We start from the raw sequence: 21,195 nt of genomic DNA on the forward strand, positions 1-21,195 counted from the left end.
TAGCCCCAAATTTGAATTAATTACCTTTGGCGCTTTAAACGCCGACCGTACCGTCAATGAAACAGCATTTACAGCATCCTATATTTAACGTGGTTTCGGCTATTGCCGGTGAGCTGGGTGTGGATGCTTATGTGATAGGCGGCTTTGTGCGCGACCTGTATTTGAACCGGCCGTCGAAGGACATCGACGTAGTGGTGATAGGCAATGGTATTGCTTTCGCGGAAAAGGTGGCGGCAAAGCTGAAAGTAAAGGTTTCTGTATTCAAAAGCTTTGGTACGGCCATGCTGAACTACCGCGATTTTGAAATAGAGTTTGTTGGAGCGAGGAAAGAATCATACCGATCAGATTCGCGCAAGCCAATCGTGGAGAATGGTACGTTGGAGGATGACCAGAGACGCCGGGATTTTACCATCAACGCGTTGGCGATAGCCTTGCACCCAAAACAGTTTGGCGAGTTGATAGACCCATTTGGCGGTATTGCCGATATGGAAAGCAAGCTCATCCGGACGCCGTTAGAACCTGTAGAGACTTTTAGCGATGACCCTTTGCGCATTATGCGGGCCATACGATTTGCCACGCAGCTGGATTTTACGATAGACCCGATAGCTATTGAAGCCATCAAGACCAATACCGAACGCATCAAAATCGTATCGCAGGAGCGGATAACGGATGAGTTGAACAAAATCATCTTATCGCCAAAGCCATCTATCGGTTTTAAGCTGTTGTTTGATACAGGTTTGCTGCATATCATCTTCCCGCAGATGGTGGCTTTGCAGGGCGTGGAAATCATCAACGGGAAAGGGCATAAGGATAATTTTTATCACACGCTGGAAGTATTGGACAATATTTGTCAGACTACAGATGACCTGTGGCTGCGTTGGGCGGCAATTTTACATGATATTGCCAAACCGCCCACCAAACGTTTTGAGCCGGGCCATGGCTGGACGTTTCATGGGCATGAAGATAAGGGAGCCAGGATGGTGCCCGGGATATTTGCGCAATTGAAGTTGCCTTTGAATGAGAAGATGAAGTTTGTGCAGAAAATGGTGCAGTTGCATTTGCGGCCCATTGTTTTAGCACAGGAAACTATAACAGATTCGGCGTTGCGACGTTTGTTGTTTGACGCGGGCGAGGATATTGAGGCTTTGATGTTGTTGTGCAAAGCAGACATCACCACCAAAAACGAATACAAAATAAAAAAATACCGGAGCAACTTTGAGCTGGTACAAAAAAAACTAAAAGAAGTTGAGGAGCGCGACCGCATACGCAACTGGCAGCCACCCGTTACCGGGATTGATATTATGGCGCTTTTTGATATAAAGGAGGGCCGTGAGGTAGGTATTATCAAAAACCAGATACGCGAAGCGATACTGGAAGGGGATATACCGAACTCGCGCGAGGCGGCAATAGATTTCACGATTAAAAAAGGTGAAGAAATTGGCTTGAAAGTTGTGGCGAGCAGAAAACCAGAATAAAATATTATTTTTGACTATTAAAATTTAAGTATACCAATGGCAGTTTACCGGTTCAGGGTTTCGTTTGAAGATTATGATGATGTAACGAGGGAAGTTGATATTAAATCGACGCACACCTTTGAGGATTTGCATCGCGCTATACACCTTTCCACAGGGTATCAGCCGGAGTATTCCTCGTCGTTCTACATCAGTAACGACCAATGGATAAAAGGGCAGGAGATAGCTTATATGCCCAGTCAGCGTAAAATAGACCGTGGGGTGGCATTGATGGAGAAATCGAAACTGAGCGCGTTTATTGACGACCCGCACCAAAAGTTTTACTATACCTTTAATTTTGACCGCCCTTTTGACTTTCATATCGAACTCATTAAGATATTGGACGAAACACCGGGCATTACTTACCCGCATGTGGCCAAAAGCAATGGCGAAGCGCCCAAACAGTTTGGCAATGTATTTACGCCGGCCGCCACAACCGAAGTTGCGGAAGATGAATTTGACTTTTTGAACGAGATGGAATATGTGGCCGAAGAAACTGCCGACTTTGAAGAAGTGAGCGACCCTGATGAAGTAAGGGCCAGTCCGCATATGGAGGAGCACGAAGAAGAAGAGGGCGAAGAAGACGAATTTGGCAGTGAGTTTTCGGACAACGAGCATTTTGATGCAGGCGAGGGCGATGAATACTAACACGGATTATTCTGATGAATAATTCATCCCACCCAAAAATATTGATTGTTATTGCAGGCCCAACAGCTGTTGGCAAAACCACGTTAGCTATTGACCTGGCAAGACATTATCAAACCGAGATCGTTTCGGCTGATTCGAGGCAGTATTACCGCGAGATGGCCATTGGTACCGCCAAGCCAACTCCGGAAGAACTGGCGCAGGCCAAACATCATTTTGTTAACTCGCATTCGGTTACGGACAGTTACAATGTGGGCGATTTTGAACAGGATGGGCTTAAAGTAATTGACGAGCTTTTTAAATCGCACGATAAGGTGATACTGGCGGGCGGATCGGGCCTGTATATCAAAGCGATATGTGAAGGTTTTGACGAACTTCCCCCCGTTGACGAAGCTGTAAGGAACGAGCTGAACAAACTGTACGCGCAAAAAGGTATCGAATATTTGCAGGACAGGTTAAAGACGGCCGACCCGGTTTACCATGAGCAGGTTGACCTGAATAACCCGCAGCGCATTATCAGGGCATTGGAGGTGATGCAAAGTTCGGGGAAGGCGTTCTCATCCTACCATACATCAAGCGTTAAGCAGCGGCCCTTTAAAACCGTTAAAATTGGCTTAAATTTACCCCGTGAACTGCTTTACCAGCGCATTAACCTGCGGGTTGACGAGATGATAAAGCAAGGTTTGATAGACGAAGTACGAGGGCTGCTGCCTTACAAGGATTATAATGCCCTGAACACAGTAGGATACAGCGAAATATTTGATTATTTAGATGGGCTGACCGATTTGGAGACGGCCATCGCGCTCATCAAGCAAAATACACGGCGATTTGCCAAAAGGCAACTCACCTGGTTTAATAAAGATAAGGACATGACATGGTTTGCGCCTAACCAAATAAAGGCGATGATTGAATTGATAGACAAAGCATAGATATATGAGCACAGCCGACCAAATACTGAAAAGCAAGTTATACACCCTTGACGCCCTAAAAGCAGAAAGGGAAAAATGGAAAGCCGCTGGGCAAAAAGTGGTGTTTACCAACGGCGTATTCGATTTGCTGCACATCGGGCATATATCGTATTTGGCCGCTGCGGCGGGGTTGGGGCAAAAGCTGATCATCGGGCTGAACTCGGATGCTTCGACACGAAGGTTAAAAGGGCCTACAAGGCCGGTGAACGATGAATACAGCCGTTCGATTATGCTGGCGGCTATATTTTTTATCGATGCGGTGGTGTTGTTTGAGGAAGATACGCCGATTATACCCATTACCACTTTATTGCCGGATATTTTGGTTAAAGGCGGCGATTACAGCATAGACCAGATAGTTGGCGCGCCGGAGGTGATGGCCAATGGCGGCGAAGTGAAAGCTATTGAATTTGTGGAGGGGTATTCGTCGAGTAAGATTATTGATAAGATTAAGAACCGGTAAATTGCTCACGCAAAGGCGCGAAGATGCCAAGTTTTTTTTCTTTGCGACTTAGCGTCTTTGCGTGAAATATTGTTAATCCTTCAATTTCGCGATACATTTTACCAGGCTTTCGCGCCAGTAGGGTATCTCTATGTTTAATTCCCGTTTAATTTTTGATTTGTCCATTACCGAGAATGCGGGGCGGATGGCGCGGGTTACGTATTCGGCTGTGCGGACGGGGTATGCTTTGACGCTGATGCCGGCTATATCGAAAATGGCTTTGGCAAAATCGTACCATGAGGTTACACCTTCGTTGCTATAGTGGTAGGTGCCGTATTTTTGTTCGTCGTTTTGGATGATGTGGAGGATGCAGCCTGCCAAATCGATGGCGTAGGTAGGTGTGCCAATCTGGTCGGCAATAATTTTCAGTTCGTCTTTTTCGGTGCCGAGGCGCATCATGGTTTTTACGAAGTTGTTGCCATACTCGGAGTATAGCCAGCTTGTGCGCAGGGTATAGTAGCGTTTGGTTTGTTCCGCTACAGCGATCTCGCCTTCCAGCTTGGTGAGGCCGTATATGTTGATAGGTTCGGCAATATCGTCTTCGGCCAGGGGCAAATTCCCGCTACCGGCAAATATAAAATCGGTAGAGATGTGGATCAGCGTGGCATTGTGCTTTTCGCAAAGTTTGGCCAGGTTTTCGGCACCGGTTTTATTGATCTTGCGGGCAAGGTCAACATCATCTTCAGCCTTGTCCACGGCAGTATAGGCCGCGCAGTTGATGGCATAGGCTGGTTTGTATTCGGTAAAAAGCTGATCTAAGGCAGCTAAATCCAATACATTGGCTTTGTCTTCGGGCGGGAAAACGATACCCGAAAAGCCTTGTTGTGCGGCAACCGCATTGAGGCAATTGCCCAATTGCCCTGAACCGCCAAATACAATCGTAGTTTTATCCATGCCGGCAAATTTATGACTAATATTCAGTTTTGTTTTCGAGGGTTTGCCATAATTTAAAAGCTCCCTGTGCCTCATCGCGCAACAACTGGGCAAAAGGTAATTTCCGGTCGTCCATTTTTTTGTCGAGTTCGTCGTAAATAAACTGGTCGTCAAAACCTACGGCAGCGGCATCAGCTTTGTTGTTGGCATAATATATTTTATCGATACGGGCCCAGTATATAGCACCGAGGCACATGGGGCAGGGTTCGCAGCTGGTGTATATCACACAACCTTCCAGACTAAAAGTTTCGAGCTCCTGGCAGGCGGTGCGTATGGCCAGCACTTCGGCATGCGCGGTTGGGTCGTTGTTTGGTACTACTTTGTTTGCGCTGCGGGCGATGATCATGCCATCCTTTACGATGACAGCGCCAAAGGGACCGCCTTGCCCTTGTTTCACATTGTATTCGGCCAGCTCAATGGCTATCCGCATAAATTTTTCGTGCTGTGCATCGCTCATATATCCTCCTTGTCAATAAAAAACCCCAACTTTTGGGTTGAGGTTTCATGTTTCGGGCTTTTAGGCCTGTTATTTTTTGTCTTTAGTGTATTGGTCGTTCAACCTTTTTACCACATCGGCGGTAACATCCAAACTCGGGTCGCCATATAAAACCACCGGGTTTGTTTTTGAAAAGGTAAGTACCATTTTATAACCTTTTTCTTTGGCGTAAGCTTTTGTGAAATCGGAAATCTTATCAAATAATTTGCCTTGCTCGGTAGCCTGATCGTTTTGAATTTGGGCCTGCGCATTTTGCTGGTAAGCTTGCAACTCCTGTTGTTTGCGTTGCAGCAGTTGTTCTTTATCAGAGCGCTGATCGGCGCTGATAGAATTCATTACTTTTTTGTAATCGTCAACCTCGCGCTGAAAAGCCGCGCCTTTTGATTGCAAATCTTCTTTAGCGGCATCGCCTTTAGCTTGCAGGCGTTTTACCATATCCTTTGAATACTCGTATTTGTTTAACAGCGTATCGGTATTTACATAAACAATTTCCGCTTTTTCGGGTGTAGGGGCAACTGCTGTTTTTGAGTCGGTAGTGCCGTGGTTGCAGGCTACAAAGGCGCCTAAAACTATAATCGCTAAACCTGATTTAGCTAAATTAAGAACTGATGATTTCATTTATTTTAATGTGATTTTTCGACAAAGATAAAGTTTCGGTGCAAGTATCCTAATGTTTTGCTTTTAGTGTTAATAACTGGTCGCAATTTATCAACAATGACCCGTATGTCGGGCATATTTAGTATCTTTGGTTTTAGTGTTTTTATAGCAATTTATGAGCGAAGAATTAGAAGAAAATAACGAAGACCAATTACAAAATAACGCGGAAAGCGAAGACAGATCCAATTATTCCGCAGATAACATACAGGTTTTAGAAGGTTTAGAGGCGGTTAGGAAAAGACCGTCGATGTATATAGGCGATACGGGCTCAAAAGGTTTGCACCACCTGGTTTATGAGGTGGTAGATAACTCGATAGATGAGGCTTTAGCCGGGCATTGCGATACCATCAATGTCATCATCCATAAAGGCAATTCCATTACGGTTATTGATAATGGCCGTGGTATCCCGACAGGTATCAACACCAAGGAGCAAAAATCGGCATTGGAAATTGTAATGACCGTGTTGCACGCCGGTGGTAAGTTTGACAAGGACACCTACAAAGTTTCGGGTGGTTTGCACGGTGTGGGCGTTAGCTGCGTTAACGCGCTGTCGACACATATGAAAACGCTGGTTTACCGCGAAGGCAAGATATTTACACAAGAATACGAAAAAGGCAAACCGCTGTTTCCGGTGAAGGAAATTGGTGTGTCGGACCATACCGGTACTACGCAAACTTTTCAGCCCGACCCGGAGATATTTACGCTGACTACTGAATATAAGTACGAAACGCTGGCAGGCCGCTTGCGCGAACTGGCTTACCTGAACAAGGGGATTAAGCTTACGTTGAGCGATGAGCGTATACCAAATGAGGATGGTTCTTTTACAACCGAAGTATTTTACTCGGAGGGTGGCTTACGCGAGTTTGTAAGCTATCTGGACAATATGCGTACAGCTATTATACCCGAGCCAATCTATTTGGACGGTATGAAAAACGGTATACCGGTGGAGTTGGCGTTTCAGTACAATGATACTTATACCGAAAACGTACACAGTTATGTAAACAACATCAATACCATTGAAGGCGGCACGCACGTAGCGGGTTTCCGTCGTGGTTTGACGCGTACTTTGAAGGCTTATGCAGATAAGGAAGGTTTGCTGAAAAACAATAAGATTGAAATTACCGGTGATGACTTCCGCGAAGGGTTGACGGCTATTATTTCGGTTAAGGTACAAGAGCCGCAGTTTGAAGGGCAAACCAAAAGCAAGCTGGGCAACAACGAAGTAATGGGTGCTGTTGATATGGCCGTTGGTGAAATATTAGGCAACTTTTTGGAAGAAAACCCGAGGGAAGCCAAGCTGATCGTAAACAAGGTGATCATAGCTGCACAGGCCCGTGCGGCAGCCCGTAAGGCCCGCGAAATGGTGCAGCGCAAAAACGTAATGGGCGGTTCGGGCCTGCCCGGAAAGCTGGCCGATTGCGCCAATAGCGACCCTGCGGTTTGTGAGTTATACCTTGTAGAAGGGGACTCGGCGGGTGGTACTGCCAAGCAAGGCCGTAACCGCGAGTACCAGGCCATTTTGCCATTGCGTGGTAAGATACTGAACGTGGAGAAGGCCATGGAGCATAAAATTTACGAGAACGAGGAAATAAAAAATATGTTTACCGCCCTGGGCGTAAGCATAGGCACCACGGATGATGTGAAGGCCCTGAACCTTGACAAGCTGCGTTACCATAAAGTAGTGATCATGACGGATGCCGACGTTGACGGTTCGCACATTACCACCTTGATATTGACTTTCTTTTTCCGTTATATGAAGGAACTGGTGGAACGTGGCTATGTGTATATTGCCGCGCCGCCTTTGTACCTGGTAAAAAAAGGTAAGGATCAGGAATACTGCTGGACAGAAGACCAGCGCGACTTGGCCGTGCAGCGCTTAAAAGGTGCAGGTAAAGAGGACAGTGTACACATACAGCGTTACAAAGGTTTGGGCGAAATGAACGACCACCAATTGTGGGACACCACCATGAACCCCGAAACCCGTACCCTGCGCAAAGTAACCATTGAAAACGCTGCCGAGTGCGACCATACCTTTAGCATGCTGATGGGCGACGATGTTGCCCCCCGCCGCGAGTTTATTGAGCGCAATGCGAAGTATGCGAGGATAGATACTTAGGAGATAGAATCAAGAGACAAGAATCAAGAGTTTTTGGTTTTTAGGATGAATAAATTAAACCCGCTGATGGCGGGTTTTTTTGTGATAAAATTTATATACATAATTTTGTTATGTATATAAATTTTATACCTTTGTTATCATGAGCACAAATCCATTGTTAAAGGGGACCCTGCAAACCATTATTTTGAAGCTGCTGGAAGATAACGAGCAGATGTATGGGTATGAAATTACGCAAAAGGTAAAGGAGATAACCGCCGGCGAAATTAAGCTGACCGAGGGCGCTTTGTACCCGGCCCTGCATAAACTGGAGGCGGACGGGTTATTGGAAACGAGTACCGAGATAGTTGATAACCGTGTGCGCAAGTATTACCGGCTGACGGAAGAAGGCGGTAACGAGGTAACCAGCAAATTGAGCGAGGCACAGGCTTTTATCGAACAGTTGCAGTTATTGTTAAACCTTAAACCGGCTGTGCAATGAAATTGAACGAAGAACAATTACAGGACCTGAAACAGGAATTGCGGTACGCTACCCGATACCAGGAAACTTACGATGAACTGCTTGACCATGTGGTAACGGCCATTGATAACATGGACACCAAAGAGGAACTGTATGCCACTACGCTTACCAAAAATATTATTGATAACGAGTTTGGCGGCTATGAGGCGCTGAAGGATATGGAAAAGAATCATGCCAGGCTGGTCATGTCGGCAATGTCGAAAAAGCATTGGGAAAACATCAAATGGTTTTTTAACTGGCCTACGGTGATGCTTACGGCGGCATTGGTTGTTGTGGGCTTTATGATTGACAGCCATGCATCATCGCACAAAGTATTGCTATTGGTTACCTTTGGGGCTTCGGTATGCCCATTTTTGTTTATCGCTTTTAAAAAGCTGATGACTAAATATAGCGGTTATTATTCCGGGGTTTATACCAAACCCTCCATAAAGGACGGTTATATTTTTAACGCTGCGATGCTATCGTGCAATACCATTAACGTGGTGAGTTTTACTTTGAGGAACTTTAACCTGTACGGCACGCTCAACTTGTTTGTTTTCGTGGTTTACTCGGTATTTGTGCTCAGCTTTTTTAAACTGTACCGTGAAGAATACCGCTTAATTACCGCCTGACGGATTTGAGCTGTGCTATGCCTCTCTCAATTTATAGGTCGCCGCGTAATAGCATTATACTTTTGCCGTAGTCGATAACGGCCTGGTATCGCATCAAAATATCGCCACCTAAAACACCGAGGATGGGGGGCAGGTTGAGTTGGCTGTAAGCAAGCCTGATGTGGGAAAGGTCGATTACCGCGATTTCCTGTTCGGGGATATGGAATTGGCCGACGTAGAGGTTATGCAGGATCAATTTGGCGGATGACATGGAATTGGTGCCCAAGCCGGTGGATAGTTCGTCTGTTTCGTGGAAGGCGGCTTGGCTGTTGGCTTCGTAGATGGTGGCTTTGTCGAACGTGGTGCGCGAGGCGCCGGTATCCAAAACAACGGTAAAGGGTTTACCAAAAACAACAACTTCCACCAGAGGGTGGAAGCCGTTGCCTTCAAGATTGATAATTTGGATGGGTATTTCTACAGCCCCTCCCGGCCTCCCCGGAAGGGAGGAGGTAATGTTCGTCACTATATAAATTTCGAGTCGGCTAAAACCTGGTTCATGTTGCGTACCGCATCGGCGCTTTTGTTGAACTCAGCTTGTTCGGCGTCGCTCAGTTTAAAGCTCACGATTTTTTCCCAGCCGCCTTTACCTAAAACTACAGGCACCACCAGCGAGATATCTTTCTGGCCGTATTCGCCATCTAAAGCTACACCGCAGGAGATGAGTTTTTTCTCATCGCGAACAATGCTCTCAACCATGGCAGCAGTACCCGCGCCCGGTGCATACCATGCAGAGGTGCCGATCAGTTTAGTTAATGTTGCACCGCCAACCATGGTTGCGGCAACAATTTTATCCTGTTGTTCCTGACTTAAGAATTGGGTAACCGGCACGCTGTTCCATGTTGCGTGTTTGATCAATGGGATCATGGTGGTATCGCCGTGGCCGCCGATTACAACAGCGTTCAGGTCGGCAGGAGAGCAGCCCAGTTCCTGACTCAGGTAATATTTAAAACGGGCCGAATCCAATGCGCCACCCATACCGATGATCTTGTTTTTTGGCAAGCCTGATGTTTTGAAAGTCAGGTAGTTCATGGTATCCATCGGGTTTGATACCACGATGATGATGGTGTTTGGCGAGTATTTAACAATGTTTTCGGTAACGCTTTTTACGATACCGGCATTGGTGCCGATCAGTTCTTCGCGGGTCATGCCGGGTTTGCGCGGCAAGCCTGAAGTGATTACCACCACTTCCGAATCCGCTGTGGCGGCGTAATCGTTGGTAACACCGGTAACCTTGGTATCAAAACCCAGGTATGAGGCGGTTTGCATCATATCGATGGCTTTACCTTCGGCAAAACCTTCGCGGATGTCTAATAAAATCAGTTCTTCGGCTAATTCCCTGCGGGCGATATTGTCGGCACAGGTTGCACCTACCGCTCCGGCGCCAATTACGGTTATTTTCATTTTTATTTGATTTTTTTGATGGTATTGATTTAGCGCCCGAAGTTAGTAAAAGAGTATTTATTTTGGAATTAATTTAGTTGTTATTAGTTATTGGGTTACTGCGTTATTGTTGTGGGGGGCGTTGCAAACGCGAGCCCAGGTTAAGCGCTCGTTGCAAACGAGTGCAGGAGGGGTGTTTAGTTGTTATCCGATTTTATCTTATTTCTATCAATTTCAAACATCTTAGGGTCAACGGGCTCTTCGCTTGCTGATATGATGTCATAAGATATTATTCCCAATACATTTTTATGCGAACTGCCAAAAAGAATACTTTTGAAATTTAAATAAAAGCAACCGGATTCATCGATGAATTTGTTAAAAAAGCCTAAATTCCATTTAGCAAAATGTATTCTATCTACAGGCAAGTACCCTCTTGAAATCACATAATTAACATTTGTGAATGTTGTCGAATCTTTTTCCTCAAATCGGACACAGAGATCAATAGCCTCACACTTACGGGGAAATATTTTGCTCATTACATCACTTACTTTAAAACTTTGAAGACTTTGCATTGAAGAGTTTAGATTAAGTCGGTACAGACTATCTGAATGATTCAAAAGAAACAATCGCAAAGGCTCCTTCTCAAAATAATAATCCTTAATGCAATTACCCGAAGAATGAATTTTAACCCAATTTCCGTGAGAATAAAAAAGAGTCACCGTGTCATCAATGTTAATAATCCCGTCACTTGTTTTATTGATCTCGTGATAGGTTATTTTCCCCTCAAACTCTTTGACTTGATGACTGCTGATTATTGATGAGCCACAACTCAACAAACAAACAAAAAATAAGGCTGCAAAAGAAAGGAAAATGGTTTTAGTCATGGTCTGTAAATAGGTTTGAATAAAGCTACCAATAATAAAATAAACATAAATCCTATTTTTCAACATCTGTGTACGGGCAGCCGATTTTTGATAAATTTGTTATTCCCATAAAGATACTAGTGTAACAGATTTTTACCACCATGCCCGATTTTTCGCACCTGCACGTACATACCCAGTTCTCGTTATTAGACGGAGCCGCCGACATTGGCAAGCTTTACAAAAAAGCCGCCGCCGATGGCATGAAAGCCCTGGCCATTACCGACCACGGGAATATGTTCGGGGTGTTTAAGTTTGTGGCCGAGGCGGGCAAGCACAATGTAAAGCCCATAGTGGGCTGCGAATTTTATGTAGTGGACGACCGGCATAAAAAGCAGTTTACCAAAGAGAAAAAGGATGTACGACGCCACCAGTTGTTTTTGGCGAAGAATGCCGAAGGGTACCGCAATTTGGTGAAGCTGTGCTCGTTAGGTTATATCGAAGGCTTGTACAGTAAATGGCCGCGTATTGATAAGGAACTTATCCTAAAATACCATAAAGGGCTTATCGCGACGACCTGTTGTATCGGTGCATCCGTGCCGCAAACCATACTAAAGGGCACCGAAGATGAGGCTGAGACCGAGTTTAAATGGTGGCTGGATTTGTTTGGCGAGGATTATTATATCGAGCTGCAGCGGCATGAGATTCCGGAGCAACAGATCATCAACGATACTTTGGTAAAATATGCCAAAAAGTATAACGTGAAGATGATTTGCTCTAACGATTCGCACTATGTGGACCAGCAGGACAGCAACGCGCACGATATTTTGCTTTGCGTGAACACCGGGGACATGCAAAGCACGCCTATAGCAACGGACGAGGAAGGCGGCAAGGGCTATCGCTTTGGTTTCCCTAACGACCAGTTCTATTTTAAGACGCAGGCCGAGATGGGCAAGTTGTTCCATGACCTGCCCGAATCGCTCGACAATACGAACGAGATAGTAGACAAGGTGGACGTGTTGAAGCTAAAACGCGATATTATGCTGCCCAACTTCCCTATACCGCCGGAGTTCCAGATACATACCGGTGCCGACAGCGATACCATGAACCAGTGGGAATACCTGAAGCACCTCACGTTTACCGGTGCCAAGGCCAGGTATGTCGATATATCGCCGGAAACGGAAGAACGCATCAACTTTGAGTTGTTCACCATCCGCACCATGGGTTTCGCGGGTTACTTTTTAATTGTGGCCGACTTTATCAAGCACGGGCGCGAGATAGGCGTGTTTATTGGTCCTGGACGTGGTTCGGCAGCGGGTAGCGTGGTGGCGTACTGTACGGGTATCACCAATATCGACCCGATGAAGTACAATTTACTGTTCGAGAGGTTTTTGAACCCCGACCGTAAGAGCATGCCCGATATTGATACGGATTTTGACGATGAAGGCAGGCAAAAGGTAATTGACTATGTTGTTGATAAATATGGTAAGAACCAGGTAGCGCAAATTATCACCTATGGTTCCATGGCCGCACGTACCAGTATACAGGACGTGGGGCGCGTGCTGGATATGCCTTTGTCGGACGTAACGGCGCTGAAGAAACTGGTACCCGAAACCTTGGGCATCACTTTAAAGGATGCGATTGAGCAGGTACCCGAACTAAAAGAAATATTAAAAGGCAACGACCTGCGCGCGCAGGTGTTGCGCGAGGCCGAAAAGCTGGAAGGCTCGGTGCGCAATACGGGTGTACACGCGGCGGGTATCATTATATCGCCGGAAGATTTGACCAATTTGGTTCCGGTGGCCACTTCGAAGGAGTCGACCTTGCTGGTTACGCAGTACGACGGGCGTGTGATAGAAGACGCGGGCGTTATCAAGATGGACTTTTTGGGTTTGAAGACCCTGACCATCATTAAGGGCGCTTTGCAGATGATAAAACGTAACCACGGGGTTGACATTGACATTGACTATATTACCCTTGAAGATGAAAAAACCTACGAGCTTTACCAGCGCGGCGATACCAACGGTACTTTCCAGTTTGAAAGTGATGGTATGCAAATGTACCTGCGCGACCTGAAGCCCGATAAGTTTGAAGACTTGATCGCCATGAACGCGCTTTATAGGCCGGGTCCGATAGAGTATATCCCGGCTTTCATCAAGCGTAAGCATGGTTTGGAGCCGGTTATTTACGATTTGCCCGACATGGAAGAATACCTGGCCGAAACCTATGGTATTACTGTGTACCAGGAACAGGTGATGCTTTTATCGCAAAAACTGGCGGGCTTTAGCAAGGGCGATGCCGATGTGTTGCGGAAAGCGATGGGTAAAAAGCAAATTGAGGTGCTCAACAAAATGGAAGCCCAGTTTGTGGAGGGCGCCACGGCCAAAGGCCATCCGAAAGACAAACTAACCAAGGTATGGAACGATTGGAAGGCTTTCGCGCAATACGCGTTCAATAAATCGCACTCCACTTGTTATGCATTGGTGGCCTATCAAACTGCTTACCTCAAGGCGCATTACCCTTCGGAGTATATGGCGTCGGTATTGAACAACCAGAACAACATGGAGAAGATTTCCTTCTTTATGGAGGAATGCCGCCGCATGGGCACCTTGGTTTTGGGGCCCGATGTAAACGAAAGTTCGGTATTGTTTACCGCTACCGGCGACGGCAATATCCGTTTTGGCCTTTCTGGGATAAAAGGTGTGGGCAATAACGCGGTGGAAAGCATTATTGAAGAGCGTGAGGCTAACGGTCCGTATAAATCGGTTTATGATTTTGCCCAACGCTCCAATACGCGCGCGGTGAACAAAAAATCGTTGGAGAATATGGTGTATAGCGGGGCGTTCGATAGTTTTGGCCTAAAGCGCGCCCAATTCTTTGCCAAAACAGAAAATGGCATGCTCAACGGCATAGAGCGTTTGACCAAGTACGCCAATGATTACCAGAATACGCAAAGCAGTTCGCAGTCTTCGTTGTTTGGTGGCACGGTGTCCGCTTATATCCCTGAACCTACTATGCCCGAGGCGGAGGAGTTTGCGCTGATAGAAAAACTGAAATACGAGAAGGAAGTGATCGGTATTTATTTGACCGGCCACCCCCTGGATAATTACCGGGTAGAGCTGGAGCGCTTTTGCAAGCATACCGTTGCCGACCTGAAACTGGTGCAGCGCATGAAGAACAAAGAAGGCGGCGAAGAAACCGTGATGGCTTTTAACAACCTGCGCAAAAGCTCAACCGAATTGAACATCGGCGGTATTATGACTAAAGTGCAGCATAAAACTACCAAAACCGGCAAACCTTTTGGCACTTTTGTGTTGGAAGATTACCTGGACAATTACGAGTTTGCCCTTTTTGGGGATGAGTATGTGAAGTTCAGGAATTTGCTGATGGAGGATTGCTTTATCCACATTAAAGGCAATATCGAAGAGAAATTCCGCCAGGAGGGTAATTGGGATTTACGCATCACGAGCATGGGGTTATTATCGGAAATGCGGGATAAGATGACGAAATCGTTGACGGTGGTGTTGAATTTGGCCGACTTAAACAGTGAATTGCTGAATGGATTGCAACAAGTTATCACTGCAAATAACGAAAGGTACCCTGTGAAGAATTGCATGTTACGTTTCAAAATTCAAGATAGGGAAGAGTCAATCCTGATGGATATGCCATCTAAGTCATTTAAAGTAAATCCCAGTGATGATTTAATGGATGAGATAAGGGCGTTGACGAATTCGGCACCGGTGCTGGCGTAGCCAGCCCCCTCTAAATCTCCCCCGGTAGGGGAGACTTCAAATGGCGTTTTTATAATTACAAGAATTGACTGATTGGGTATAGCCTACTGTTGGATTGTGCGAAACTTTTTTCGATAAATCAGATAACTTATGGTAGCAATAATGGGATTTACTATTATTGAATACAATAAACCTATAACAGGTAATCCAAGAGCTGCCTCTACGCATCTGTCGCCTTGGTCGGCCATCCAGTACATGAAAATAGGAGTTGCTGCTATTGATAGTATGATGCTTGAAAGGGCTGCAATAAAAGCAGTTTCGCCAAGGGTGAGTTTTGTTTGCCCTTTTATTCGCCGTACCGAAAATACAATCTGAAAAATTGGCGATGCAATTAGCATTATCATGCAAATAAAATTCATCGGGCGAAAGGTTTTGTACATTTAATACATATTTTAAATAAAGGTAACCTTCACCGTGAGCTGGCGTAGACGGAACCCCCTGAGGGGGAAGAAAAGTTTGATAATATTGGAATAGAATTGATTGCTTTATTATTTATTTCCGCAGGGTTATGTCGCTCATAGCCGCGACGGGCTTAGTTACTTTCCCTTGATGGAAAGTAACCAAAGATCAAGTCGCAACACTGCTGCCCAGCCCGCCCTGCCGGTTCTTAACGCTGCACCGTTACGCTACGCTCCACTCAGTACAGCTAAACCGCCATTCCCGCCATACGCCCGGCCCGCTCCGTTGCGACAAGGCCGACGCTTTTTTTATTAAGGCACCGATCCCTTGGCTAACGCGAACTCTCAAAGTATTATATTTATAGCATGAAAATTTCGTTGACCATGTTTTTGACTATTATACTGGTAAATACGGTTTTCAGTCGGGCAAAAATTGATTCTACGATACGAGACATAAAAACTGCATCAATCGGCGGAGTGAAATTTACTGCGGTTTTGAAGGTTATGCCAAGCGAACAGGCTATTTTTATTAAAAATGAAAGTAATCATAAAACTATAAAAATTGGCGACAGATCGTTGGAGAGCGCCGGAATAAGTGGTATCGATTTTATCGACTTTAATCAAGATGGGTATAAGGATATCTTAATTGACTATTATACTAACGTCCCGGGTATTCAGGACCTACTGTTGTACGATAAAAATCATAAAACCTTTGTTAAGGTGAAAAACTTTGCCCAGTACCCTGATGCTATCCATATACATTACTCAAAATACTTTTATTCTTACCATAGGAGTGGTTGTGCCGATTGGGATTGGGACAGCGATTTGTTTAAAATAGTAAACTTTAAAGTCGTTAAAATAGCCACCATTTCGGGTAGAGGGTGTGACCGAGATGACCCGGATGACAAAGAGGAGACGGGTGTTTTTATCTATAAAGTAAAAGACGCTAAAGGAAAGTTAATAAAAAAACTGCCTATTACTGTTATTGAAAAATATAAAGATTGGAAATGGGGCTTTATTAGGGATTATTGGAAACGCCACTATTTATTTTTTGCCCAACCTTAATCATCTTCTATCATGCCAAAACAATATTTAGCTATCCATATTAAATGTATTAAAATGTTTTTTCGTAAATTTGAATATGGATACTTTAAGCGTAGAAATATTAAATCCGAAAGCTAAAAAGCTATTGCAAGATTTGGCTGATATGGACCTTATAGCAATTAAGGAATCATCAAGATTTAGCATTGAAAAAACATTGGCAAAATTAAGATCTCATGAAAACCCCCCTTCTTTAGAAGATATTACTGCCGAAGTAGAAATAGTTCGCGCTGAGCGCTATGCCAAAAAGTGATATTCGTATTATAATTGATACCAATTTATGGGTCAGTTTTTTATTAAGAAAGGATCTATCGCAAATTGATAGCTTGCTTGTACAAAAAAGAGCAACCATAATTTTTAGTGATGAATTGCTGGCGGAACTTCTTGACGTAGTTTATCGACCGAAATTCAAGAAGTTTTTTTCAAATGACAATATAGATCTTGTACTTTCTTTGATAAATGAAGTAGCAAAATTTATAGAGGTTAAAAGTAGTGTATCCATTTGTCGCGACATTAAAGATAATTTTCTATTAGCCTTAGCTATCGATGGCCATGTAGATTATCTTTTAACCGGGGACAAAGATCTGCTGGAACTTAAAACTATTGAAAAAACACAAATCCTTTCTATTTCGGATTATTTGAAATAAGTAAACGATCATCCCAAAACAATAATCTACCATTACGGTCTAACAAATGTCAAGTTGTCATAAAACAATTTGTGGCAAGTGTTTTGAATACTCTATATTTGTTGACTTAAAAAATTAAAAGAAGGAAATATCATGGCTTTAGAAATCACCGATGCCAACTTTGAGGAGCTGGTATTAAAATCAAATAAACCTGTACTTGTTGACTTTTGGGCAGAATGGTGTGGCCCTTGCCGCATGGTTGGCCCTGTGGTTGAAGAAATTTCGAAAGAGTACGCGGATACAGCTGTTGTAGGTAAAGTAAACGTGGATAACAACCCGGGTATATCGATGAAATACGGTATCCGTAACATCCCCGCGTTACTGTACTTTAAAAACGGCGAAATTGTAGACAAACAAATAGGCGCAGTGCCAAAATCTGTTTTGGCAGGTAAGCTGGATAAGCAATTGGCTTAAGCCGCATAGCGCTTGGCGCAGGGCGCATAGCGTTGATATATTTAGAGCGTTCCGGGGTTACCGGGGCGCTTTTTTTTGTATATTTGTATTAGTGATTTCACCGATTTTTTAAGATGATTTCAGCGATTTTATTTTTGGATAACACCCATAAATACCCATATTGGTTGGTTTTTGGATAACACAAAAAAGAGATTCAATTTTTAACCACAGAGAAGCACAGAGATTTTACACAGAGGAACACAGAGAATTTTTAGGATACCCATATTTTGATGGAAGACGGAAGATGTAAAATGGAAGATGTGTTTTTGAGAATACCCATAAATACCCATGTCCTTTTTGTCATTGAGTCATTGGTCATCCCGATAGCTATCGGGAAGTCATTTTTTAATTTGCACATAGGCACATTTGCAAATTCGCACATTAAAAACACGAACTTCGTTTTATGCCGCAATTGAGTAATAACCGCGAGGTACAACATTTAGCCGATCTGGAACTGTTGGCCAGGCAGGTGGTGGAAGGTTTTATTACCGGACTGCACCAGAGCCCTTTTCATGGGTTTTCGGTGGAGTTTGCGGAGCATAGGTTGTATAACAATGGCGAGTCGGTAAAGAATGTAGACTGGAAGCTGATGGCCCGCACCGAAAAGCTGTTTGTAAAACAGTTTGAAGAGGAAACCAACCTGCGCTGTTATTTGATGCTGGACACTTCGTCGTCGATGAACTTCCCCGACAAGGGGCTGAGCAAAATGCAGTTTTCGGTATACGCCATAGCTTCGTTGATGTACTTGTTTAAAAAGCAGCGCGACGCGTTTGGCCTGTGCTTGTTTTCGGACAAGATAGACTGGCTGAGCAGGGCGCGGTCGACGAGTACGCATTTGTTTTACCTTTTTGCCGAACTGGAGAAAATGTATAACCAGCCTAAAGCGCAAAGTCAGACTGATATTGCCGGCGTGCTGCACCATATTGCCGAGGATATACACCAACGCAGCATGATCATTTTGTTTAGCGACATGCTGGAAAACGGGATGGATGACGAAAAGGCCGATGCTTTATTCGCGGCGTTACAGCATTTGAAGCACAATAAGCACGAGATCATCATTTTTAACGTAACCGATAAAAAGAAGGAGCTGGATTTTGATTTTGATAACCGCCCGTACCATTTTGTGGACCTAGAGAGCGGCGAAGAGATGCGCGTGCACCCTAACGAAATAAAGGCGGATTACCTGACGGCGTTGAATACCTGGCGGCACAAGTTGCAGCTAAAATGCGCGCAATACCATATTGACTTGATTGATGCCAATATACATTCCGGCTTTGAAAAGGTACTGAAATCGTACCTGATCAAGCGGAACAAAATGATGTGAGGGTTTTAGTATTTTTCTTTCTCTTTGGGGAGTAACTGAACAGCTACTAAGGTGATAATGATACTTAGTGCAACGATGGGGAAAATTAAATAAATCAGGAACATTGGTGGTTTGGTTTGGCTAATAAAACATTCTCTCAATTATATCATTTGCAGCGATTTGTAACATAACAGATACAAAAGCGTGTTGCAACTGATAACCAAATCTATACCTTAATTTAATATATTTTTAACATACCAAAAGATTTAGTATACTAATAAATCAATGTGTTATTTTTTGTGAATTTTAAAACAAAATGTTAAACGCGTTGTTAAGGTAAACGAAAAATGCAAAAAAATAATGTTGATTAAAACAGTAGTTTAAAGCGTTTTAAGCCATGAAATTTGTAAATTCTGCTTATAACTGTTGGTTTGAACTTTAATTTATAATCAAAACTATCAGGAAAAGTACGCAATGGCTTCGATGATGACATTGCAGGCATGCCTTATTTGCTCTTTGGTGATGATGAGGGGGGGGGCCAGACGCATGGCATCGCTGCAATGCAGGAACCAATCGGTGATGATGCCGTTTTCGATACAGCGGTCGATCACTTTTTTGTTGAGGTCGAAACTTTCGAGTTGGATGGCGAGCCAGAGGCCTTTGCCACGCACTTCGCTGATGGCCGGGTGGAGCAATAGTTGACGGAACAAGGCTTCCTTTTCGGCAACGCTTTCGATCAGGTTTTCATCCAATAATACACCAAGCGCGGCCATGCCGGCGGCGCAACATACCGGGTGCCCGCCGAATGTGGTGATATGGCCAAGTATCGGGTTTTCAGTAAAGGCGGACATGATGGTGTTGGAAGAAATAAAGGCACCGAGCGGCATTCCGCCACCAAGGGCTTTGGCTAAAACCAACATATCGGGCACGATGCCGAAATGCTCAAAAGCGAAAAGTTTACCCGTGCGGCCAAAGGCTACCTGTATCTCGTCTAATATCAATAAAGTACCTGTTTCGGTGCAGCGCCGGCGGAGGGCCTGCATATAAGCTACATCAGGTACGCGTATGCCGGCTTCGCCTTGCATGGTTTCGACCAGTACACAGGCGGTTTCGGCGGTGATGAGGTCGAGGTCTGCTACCTCGTTAAACCTGATGAACGAAATGCCGGGTAATAAGGGGCGATAGGCTTGTTTATATTCCTCGTTGCCCATTACGCTGAGCGCGCCGTGGGTGCTACCGTGGTAGGAGTTTTTAAAGGCGATGATTTGGCTGCGGCCGTTATAGCGTTTGGCCAGTTTTAAGGCCCCTTCAATGGCTTCGGCGCCGGAGTTGGTAAAGTATACCGACTGTAGTTGTTGCGGTAGGAGTGCCGCCAGCTTTTGCGCGAAAAGCACCTGCGGGGCTTGCACGTATTCGCCGTAAACCATGAGGTGCATATATTTTTCGGCCTGTTGCTTTACGGCATCCACCACTTTGGGATGCGAATGGCCAATATTGCTTACGCCGATGCCCGAAATAAGGTCGAGGCTTGGTTTTCCTTCGGCGGTGTACAGGTAACAGCCTTCGGCCCGCTCGAACGCCAACAGGAGCGGAAAACGGGTAGTTTGGGCGTTATGGGTAAGGAACAGCTGCCGAAGGTTGGTCATGATGCTACAAAAATAACAAAGGCTTTCAGTTTTAGTTGAAAGCCTTTGTTATTTATAAATATGCTTTATGATCAATTTGGAGAATCGTTTCTTTTCTCTTTTAACTGTTGAACTACTTCATCCCTAAACTCTGCTTCGCTTCTATGAATTTGGAGCACTTTTTCAGGAGGCATAATCTTTAGGAACTCTTGGTTATAACGCCTCCTTATCATCGATAATTTCATATCAAGATCCTCTTCCTGTTGAATTTGATCCGCGCTATTAGCTTGTGGATTTAACTGTAGTTGATGAATTTGAGCCTGGGTTTGAGCTATTTCTGTTGCATACTGCCTATAAAGTGGCATGAACTTTTCATTTTGCTCAGGAGTTAAATTAAGTTTTGCTTTGATATAAGCTTCTTTTATCTCCTGTGCTCTTTGTATCTTTTCTGCTTTGAGCACACGTTTGGCGGCAGAATTGTTGTTATTAAAACGCTGTTGCTGTACCCGAGGATTACGCTGCTGCCTTGGGCCACCCTCAAAGCGCGGCCTGGCCTGCCCTAAACTTGGGTACATGCCTATTAGCAGTAGTATTGTAAATATATAT

At 44.7% G+C, this 21,195-nt stretch carries 22 protein-coding genes; 14 read left to right on the forward strand and 8 right to left on the reverse strand.

What is annotated here, in order from left to right:
- Positions 1-56: 56 nt before the first annotated feature.
- Genes QZX97_RS12015 through rfaE2 form a run of 4 tightly spaced genes read left to right on the forward strand, consistent with a single transcriptional unit; the run spans position 57 to position 3,584 of the window.
- Entirely contained in the window at positions 57-1,475 is a 1,419-nt protein-coding gene (locus QZX97_RS12015) for an HD domain-containing protein (RefSeq protein WP_295664675.1), read from the forward strand.
- Positions 1,476-1,511: 36 nt separating this feature from the next.
- Positions 1,512-2,159 carry a hypothetical protein gene (locus QZX97_RS12020; protein WP_295655663.1) on the forward strand — a complete coding sequence of 216 codons (648 nt, stop codon included), beginning with the start codon at positions 1,512-1,514 and terminating at the stop codon, positions 2,157-2,159.
- Positions 2,160-2,173: 14 nt separating this feature from the next.
- On the forward strand, positions 2,174-3,085 hold the full coding sequence (gene miaA, locus QZX97_RS12025) for a tRNA (adenosine(37)-N6)-dimethylallyltransferase MiaA (protein ID WP_295655662.1): 912 nt from the start codon (positions 2,174-2,176) through the stop codon (positions 3,083-3,085).
- A gap of 4 nt (positions 3,086-3,089) precedes the next feature.
- Positions 3,090-3,584 carry a D-glycero-beta-D-manno-heptose 1-phosphate adenylyltransferase gene (gene rfaE2, locus QZX97_RS12030; protein ID WP_295655661.1) on the forward strand — a complete coding sequence of 165 codons (495 nt, stop codon included), beginning with the start codon at positions 3,090-3,092 and terminating at the stop codon, positions 3,582-3,584.
- Between the two features lie 72 nt (positions 3,585-3,656).
- Here rfaE2 and rfbD read toward each other — a convergent pair whose 3' ends face one another.
- The 3 genes from rfbD to QZX97_RS12045 form a co-directional block, all read right to left on the reverse strand.
- Positions 3,657-4,517 carry a dTDP-4-dehydrorhamnose reductase gene (gene rfbD / locus QZX97_RS12035; RefSeq protein ID WP_295655660.1) on the reverse strand — a complete coding sequence of 287 codons (861 nt, stop codon included), beginning with the start codon at positions 4,515-4,517 and terminating at the stop codon, positions 3,657-3,659.
- Positions 4,518-4,533: 16 nt separating this feature from the next.
- Positions 4,534-5,013, reverse strand: coding sequence for a nucleoside deaminase (locus QZX97_RS12040; protein WP_295655659.1), 480 nt, complete (start codon positions 5,011-5,013; stop codon positions 4,534-4,536).
- 69 nt (positions 5,014-5,082) lie between these two features.
- Positions 5,083-5,670, reverse strand: coding sequence for an OmpH family outer membrane protein (locus QZX97_RS12045; protein ID WP_295655658.1), 588 nt, complete (start codon positions 5,668-5,670; stop codon positions 5,083-5,085).
- A gap of 154 nt (positions 5,671-5,824) precedes the next feature.
- Here QZX97_RS12045 and gyrB point away from each other — a divergent pair, with 154 nt between their 5' ends.
- From gyrB to QZX97_RS12060, 3 genes are all read left to right on the forward strand, one after another.
- Positions 5,825-7,825, forward strand: a complete 2,001-nt coding sequence (gene gyrB / locus QZX97_RS12050) for a DNA topoisomerase (ATP-hydrolyzing) subunit B (protein ID WP_295655657.1) — start codon at positions 5,825-5,827, stop codon at positions 7,823-7,825.
- A gap of 139 nt (positions 7,826-7,964) precedes the next feature.
- Positions 7,965-8,303: a PadR family transcriptional regulator gene (locus QZX97_RS12055; RefSeq protein WP_295655656.1), complete on the forward strand. Its 339-nt coding sequence runs from the start codon at positions 7,965-7,967 to the stop codon at positions 8,301-8,303.
- Positions 8,300-8,953 carry a hypothetical protein gene (locus QZX97_RS12060; protein ID WP_295655655.1) on the forward strand — a complete coding sequence of 218 codons (654 nt, stop codon included), beginning with the start codon at positions 8,300-8,302 and terminating at the stop codon, positions 8,951-8,953. The genes QZX97_RS12055 and QZX97_RS12060 overlap by 4 nt, the downstream gene beginning before the upstream one ends.
- Positions 8,954-8,984: 31 nt before the next feature.
- Here the strand turns inward: QZX97_RS12060 and QZX97_RS12065 are convergent, their stop codons facing one another.
- The 3 genes from QZX97_RS12065 to QZX97_RS12075 form a co-directional block, all read right to left on the reverse strand.
- Positions 8,985-9,455 (reverse strand): aspartyl protease family protein, encoded by a 471-nt coding sequence (locus tag QZX97_RS12065; protein ID WP_295655654.1) that lies wholly within the window; start codon positions 9,453-9,455, stop codon positions 8,985-8,987.
- On the reverse strand, positions 9,455-10,393 hold the full coding sequence (mdh, locus tag QZX97_RS12070; protein WP_295655653.1) for a malate dehydrogenase: 939 nt from the start codon (positions 10,391-10,393) through the stop codon (positions 9,455-9,457). The genes QZX97_RS12065 and mdh overlap by 1 nt, the downstream gene beginning before the upstream one ends.
- A gap of 176 nt (positions 10,394-10,569) precedes the next feature.
- Complete coding sequence (locus QZX97_RS12075; protein WP_295655652.1) at positions 10,570-11,256, reverse strand: hypothetical protein; 687 nt, start codon at positions 11,254-11,256, stop codon at positions 10,570-10,572.
- 140 nt (positions 11,257-11,396) lie between these two features.
- On the opposite strand from QZX97_RS12075, the gene dnaE reads away from it, so the two are divergent.
- The 7 genes from dnaE (at position 11,397) to QZX97_RS12110 (ending at position 18,985) form a co-directional block, all read left to right on the forward strand.
- The gene (dnaE, locus tag QZX97_RS12080; RefSeq protein ID WP_295655651.1) at positions 11,397-14,984 is read left to right on the forward strand and encodes a DNA polymerase III subunit alpha; all 3,588 of its coding nucleotides are present in this window, start codon (positions 11,397-11,399) and stop codon (positions 14,982-14,984) included.
- Between the two features lie 129 nt (positions 14,985-15,113).
- Positions 15,114-15,338, forward strand: a complete 225-nt coding sequence (locus QZX97_RS12085) for a hypothetical protein (RefSeq protein WP_295655650.1) — start codon at positions 15,114-15,116, stop codon at positions 15,336-15,338.
- Between the two features lie 449 nt (positions 15,339-15,787).
- Positions 15,788-16,486: a hypothetical protein gene (locus QZX97_RS12090; RefSeq protein WP_295655649.1), complete on the forward strand. Its 699-nt coding sequence runs from the start codon at positions 15,788-15,790 to the stop codon at positions 16,484-16,486.
- Between the two features lie 76 nt (positions 16,487-16,562).
- Positions 16,563-16,775: a hypothetical protein gene (locus tag QZX97_RS12095; protein ID WP_295655647.1), complete on the forward strand. Its 213-nt coding sequence runs from the start codon at positions 16,563-16,565 to the stop codon at positions 16,773-16,775.
- A complete protein-coding gene (locus QZX97_RS12100) occupies positions 16,762-17,169 on the forward strand; it encodes a putative toxin-antitoxin system toxin component, PIN family (RefSeq protein WP_295655646.1) in 408 nt (135 codons plus the stop codon). The genes QZX97_RS12095 and QZX97_RS12100 overlap by 14 nt, the downstream gene beginning before the upstream one ends.
- Positions 17,170-17,301: 132 nt before the next feature.
- Positions 17,302-17,622, forward strand: a complete 321-nt coding sequence (gene trxA, locus QZX97_RS12105) for a thioredoxin (RefSeq protein ID WP_295655645.1) — start codon at positions 17,302-17,304, stop codon at positions 17,620-17,622.
- A gap of 442 nt (positions 17,623-18,064) precedes the next feature.
- Positions 18,065-18,985 (forward strand): DUF58 domain-containing protein, encoded by a 921-nt coding sequence (locus tag QZX97_RS12110; protein WP_295655644.1) that lies wholly within the window; start codon positions 18,065-18,067, stop codon positions 18,983-18,985.
- Positions 18,986-19,422: 437 nt separating this feature from the next.
- Here the strand turns inward: QZX97_RS12110 and QZX97_RS12115 are convergent, their stop codons facing one another.
- Positions 19,423-20,610 carry an aspartate aminotransferase family protein gene (locus tag QZX97_RS12115; protein ID WP_295655643.1) on the reverse strand — a complete coding sequence of 396 codons (1,188 nt, stop codon included), beginning with the start codon at positions 20,608-20,610 and terminating at the stop codon, positions 19,423-19,425.
- Positions 20,611-20,681: 71 nt separating this feature from the next.
- Entirely contained in the window at positions 20,682-21,164 is a 483-nt protein-coding gene (locus tag QZX97_RS12120; protein ID WP_295655642.1) for a hypothetical protein, read from the reverse strand.
- Positions 21,165-21,195: the final 31 nt, after the last annotated feature.

Source organism: uncultured Mucilaginibacter sp. (assembly GCF_903893715.1).
Taxonomy (GTDB): domain Bacteria; phylum Bacteroidota; class Bacteroidia; order Sphingobacteriales; family Sphingobacteriaceae; genus Mucilaginibacter.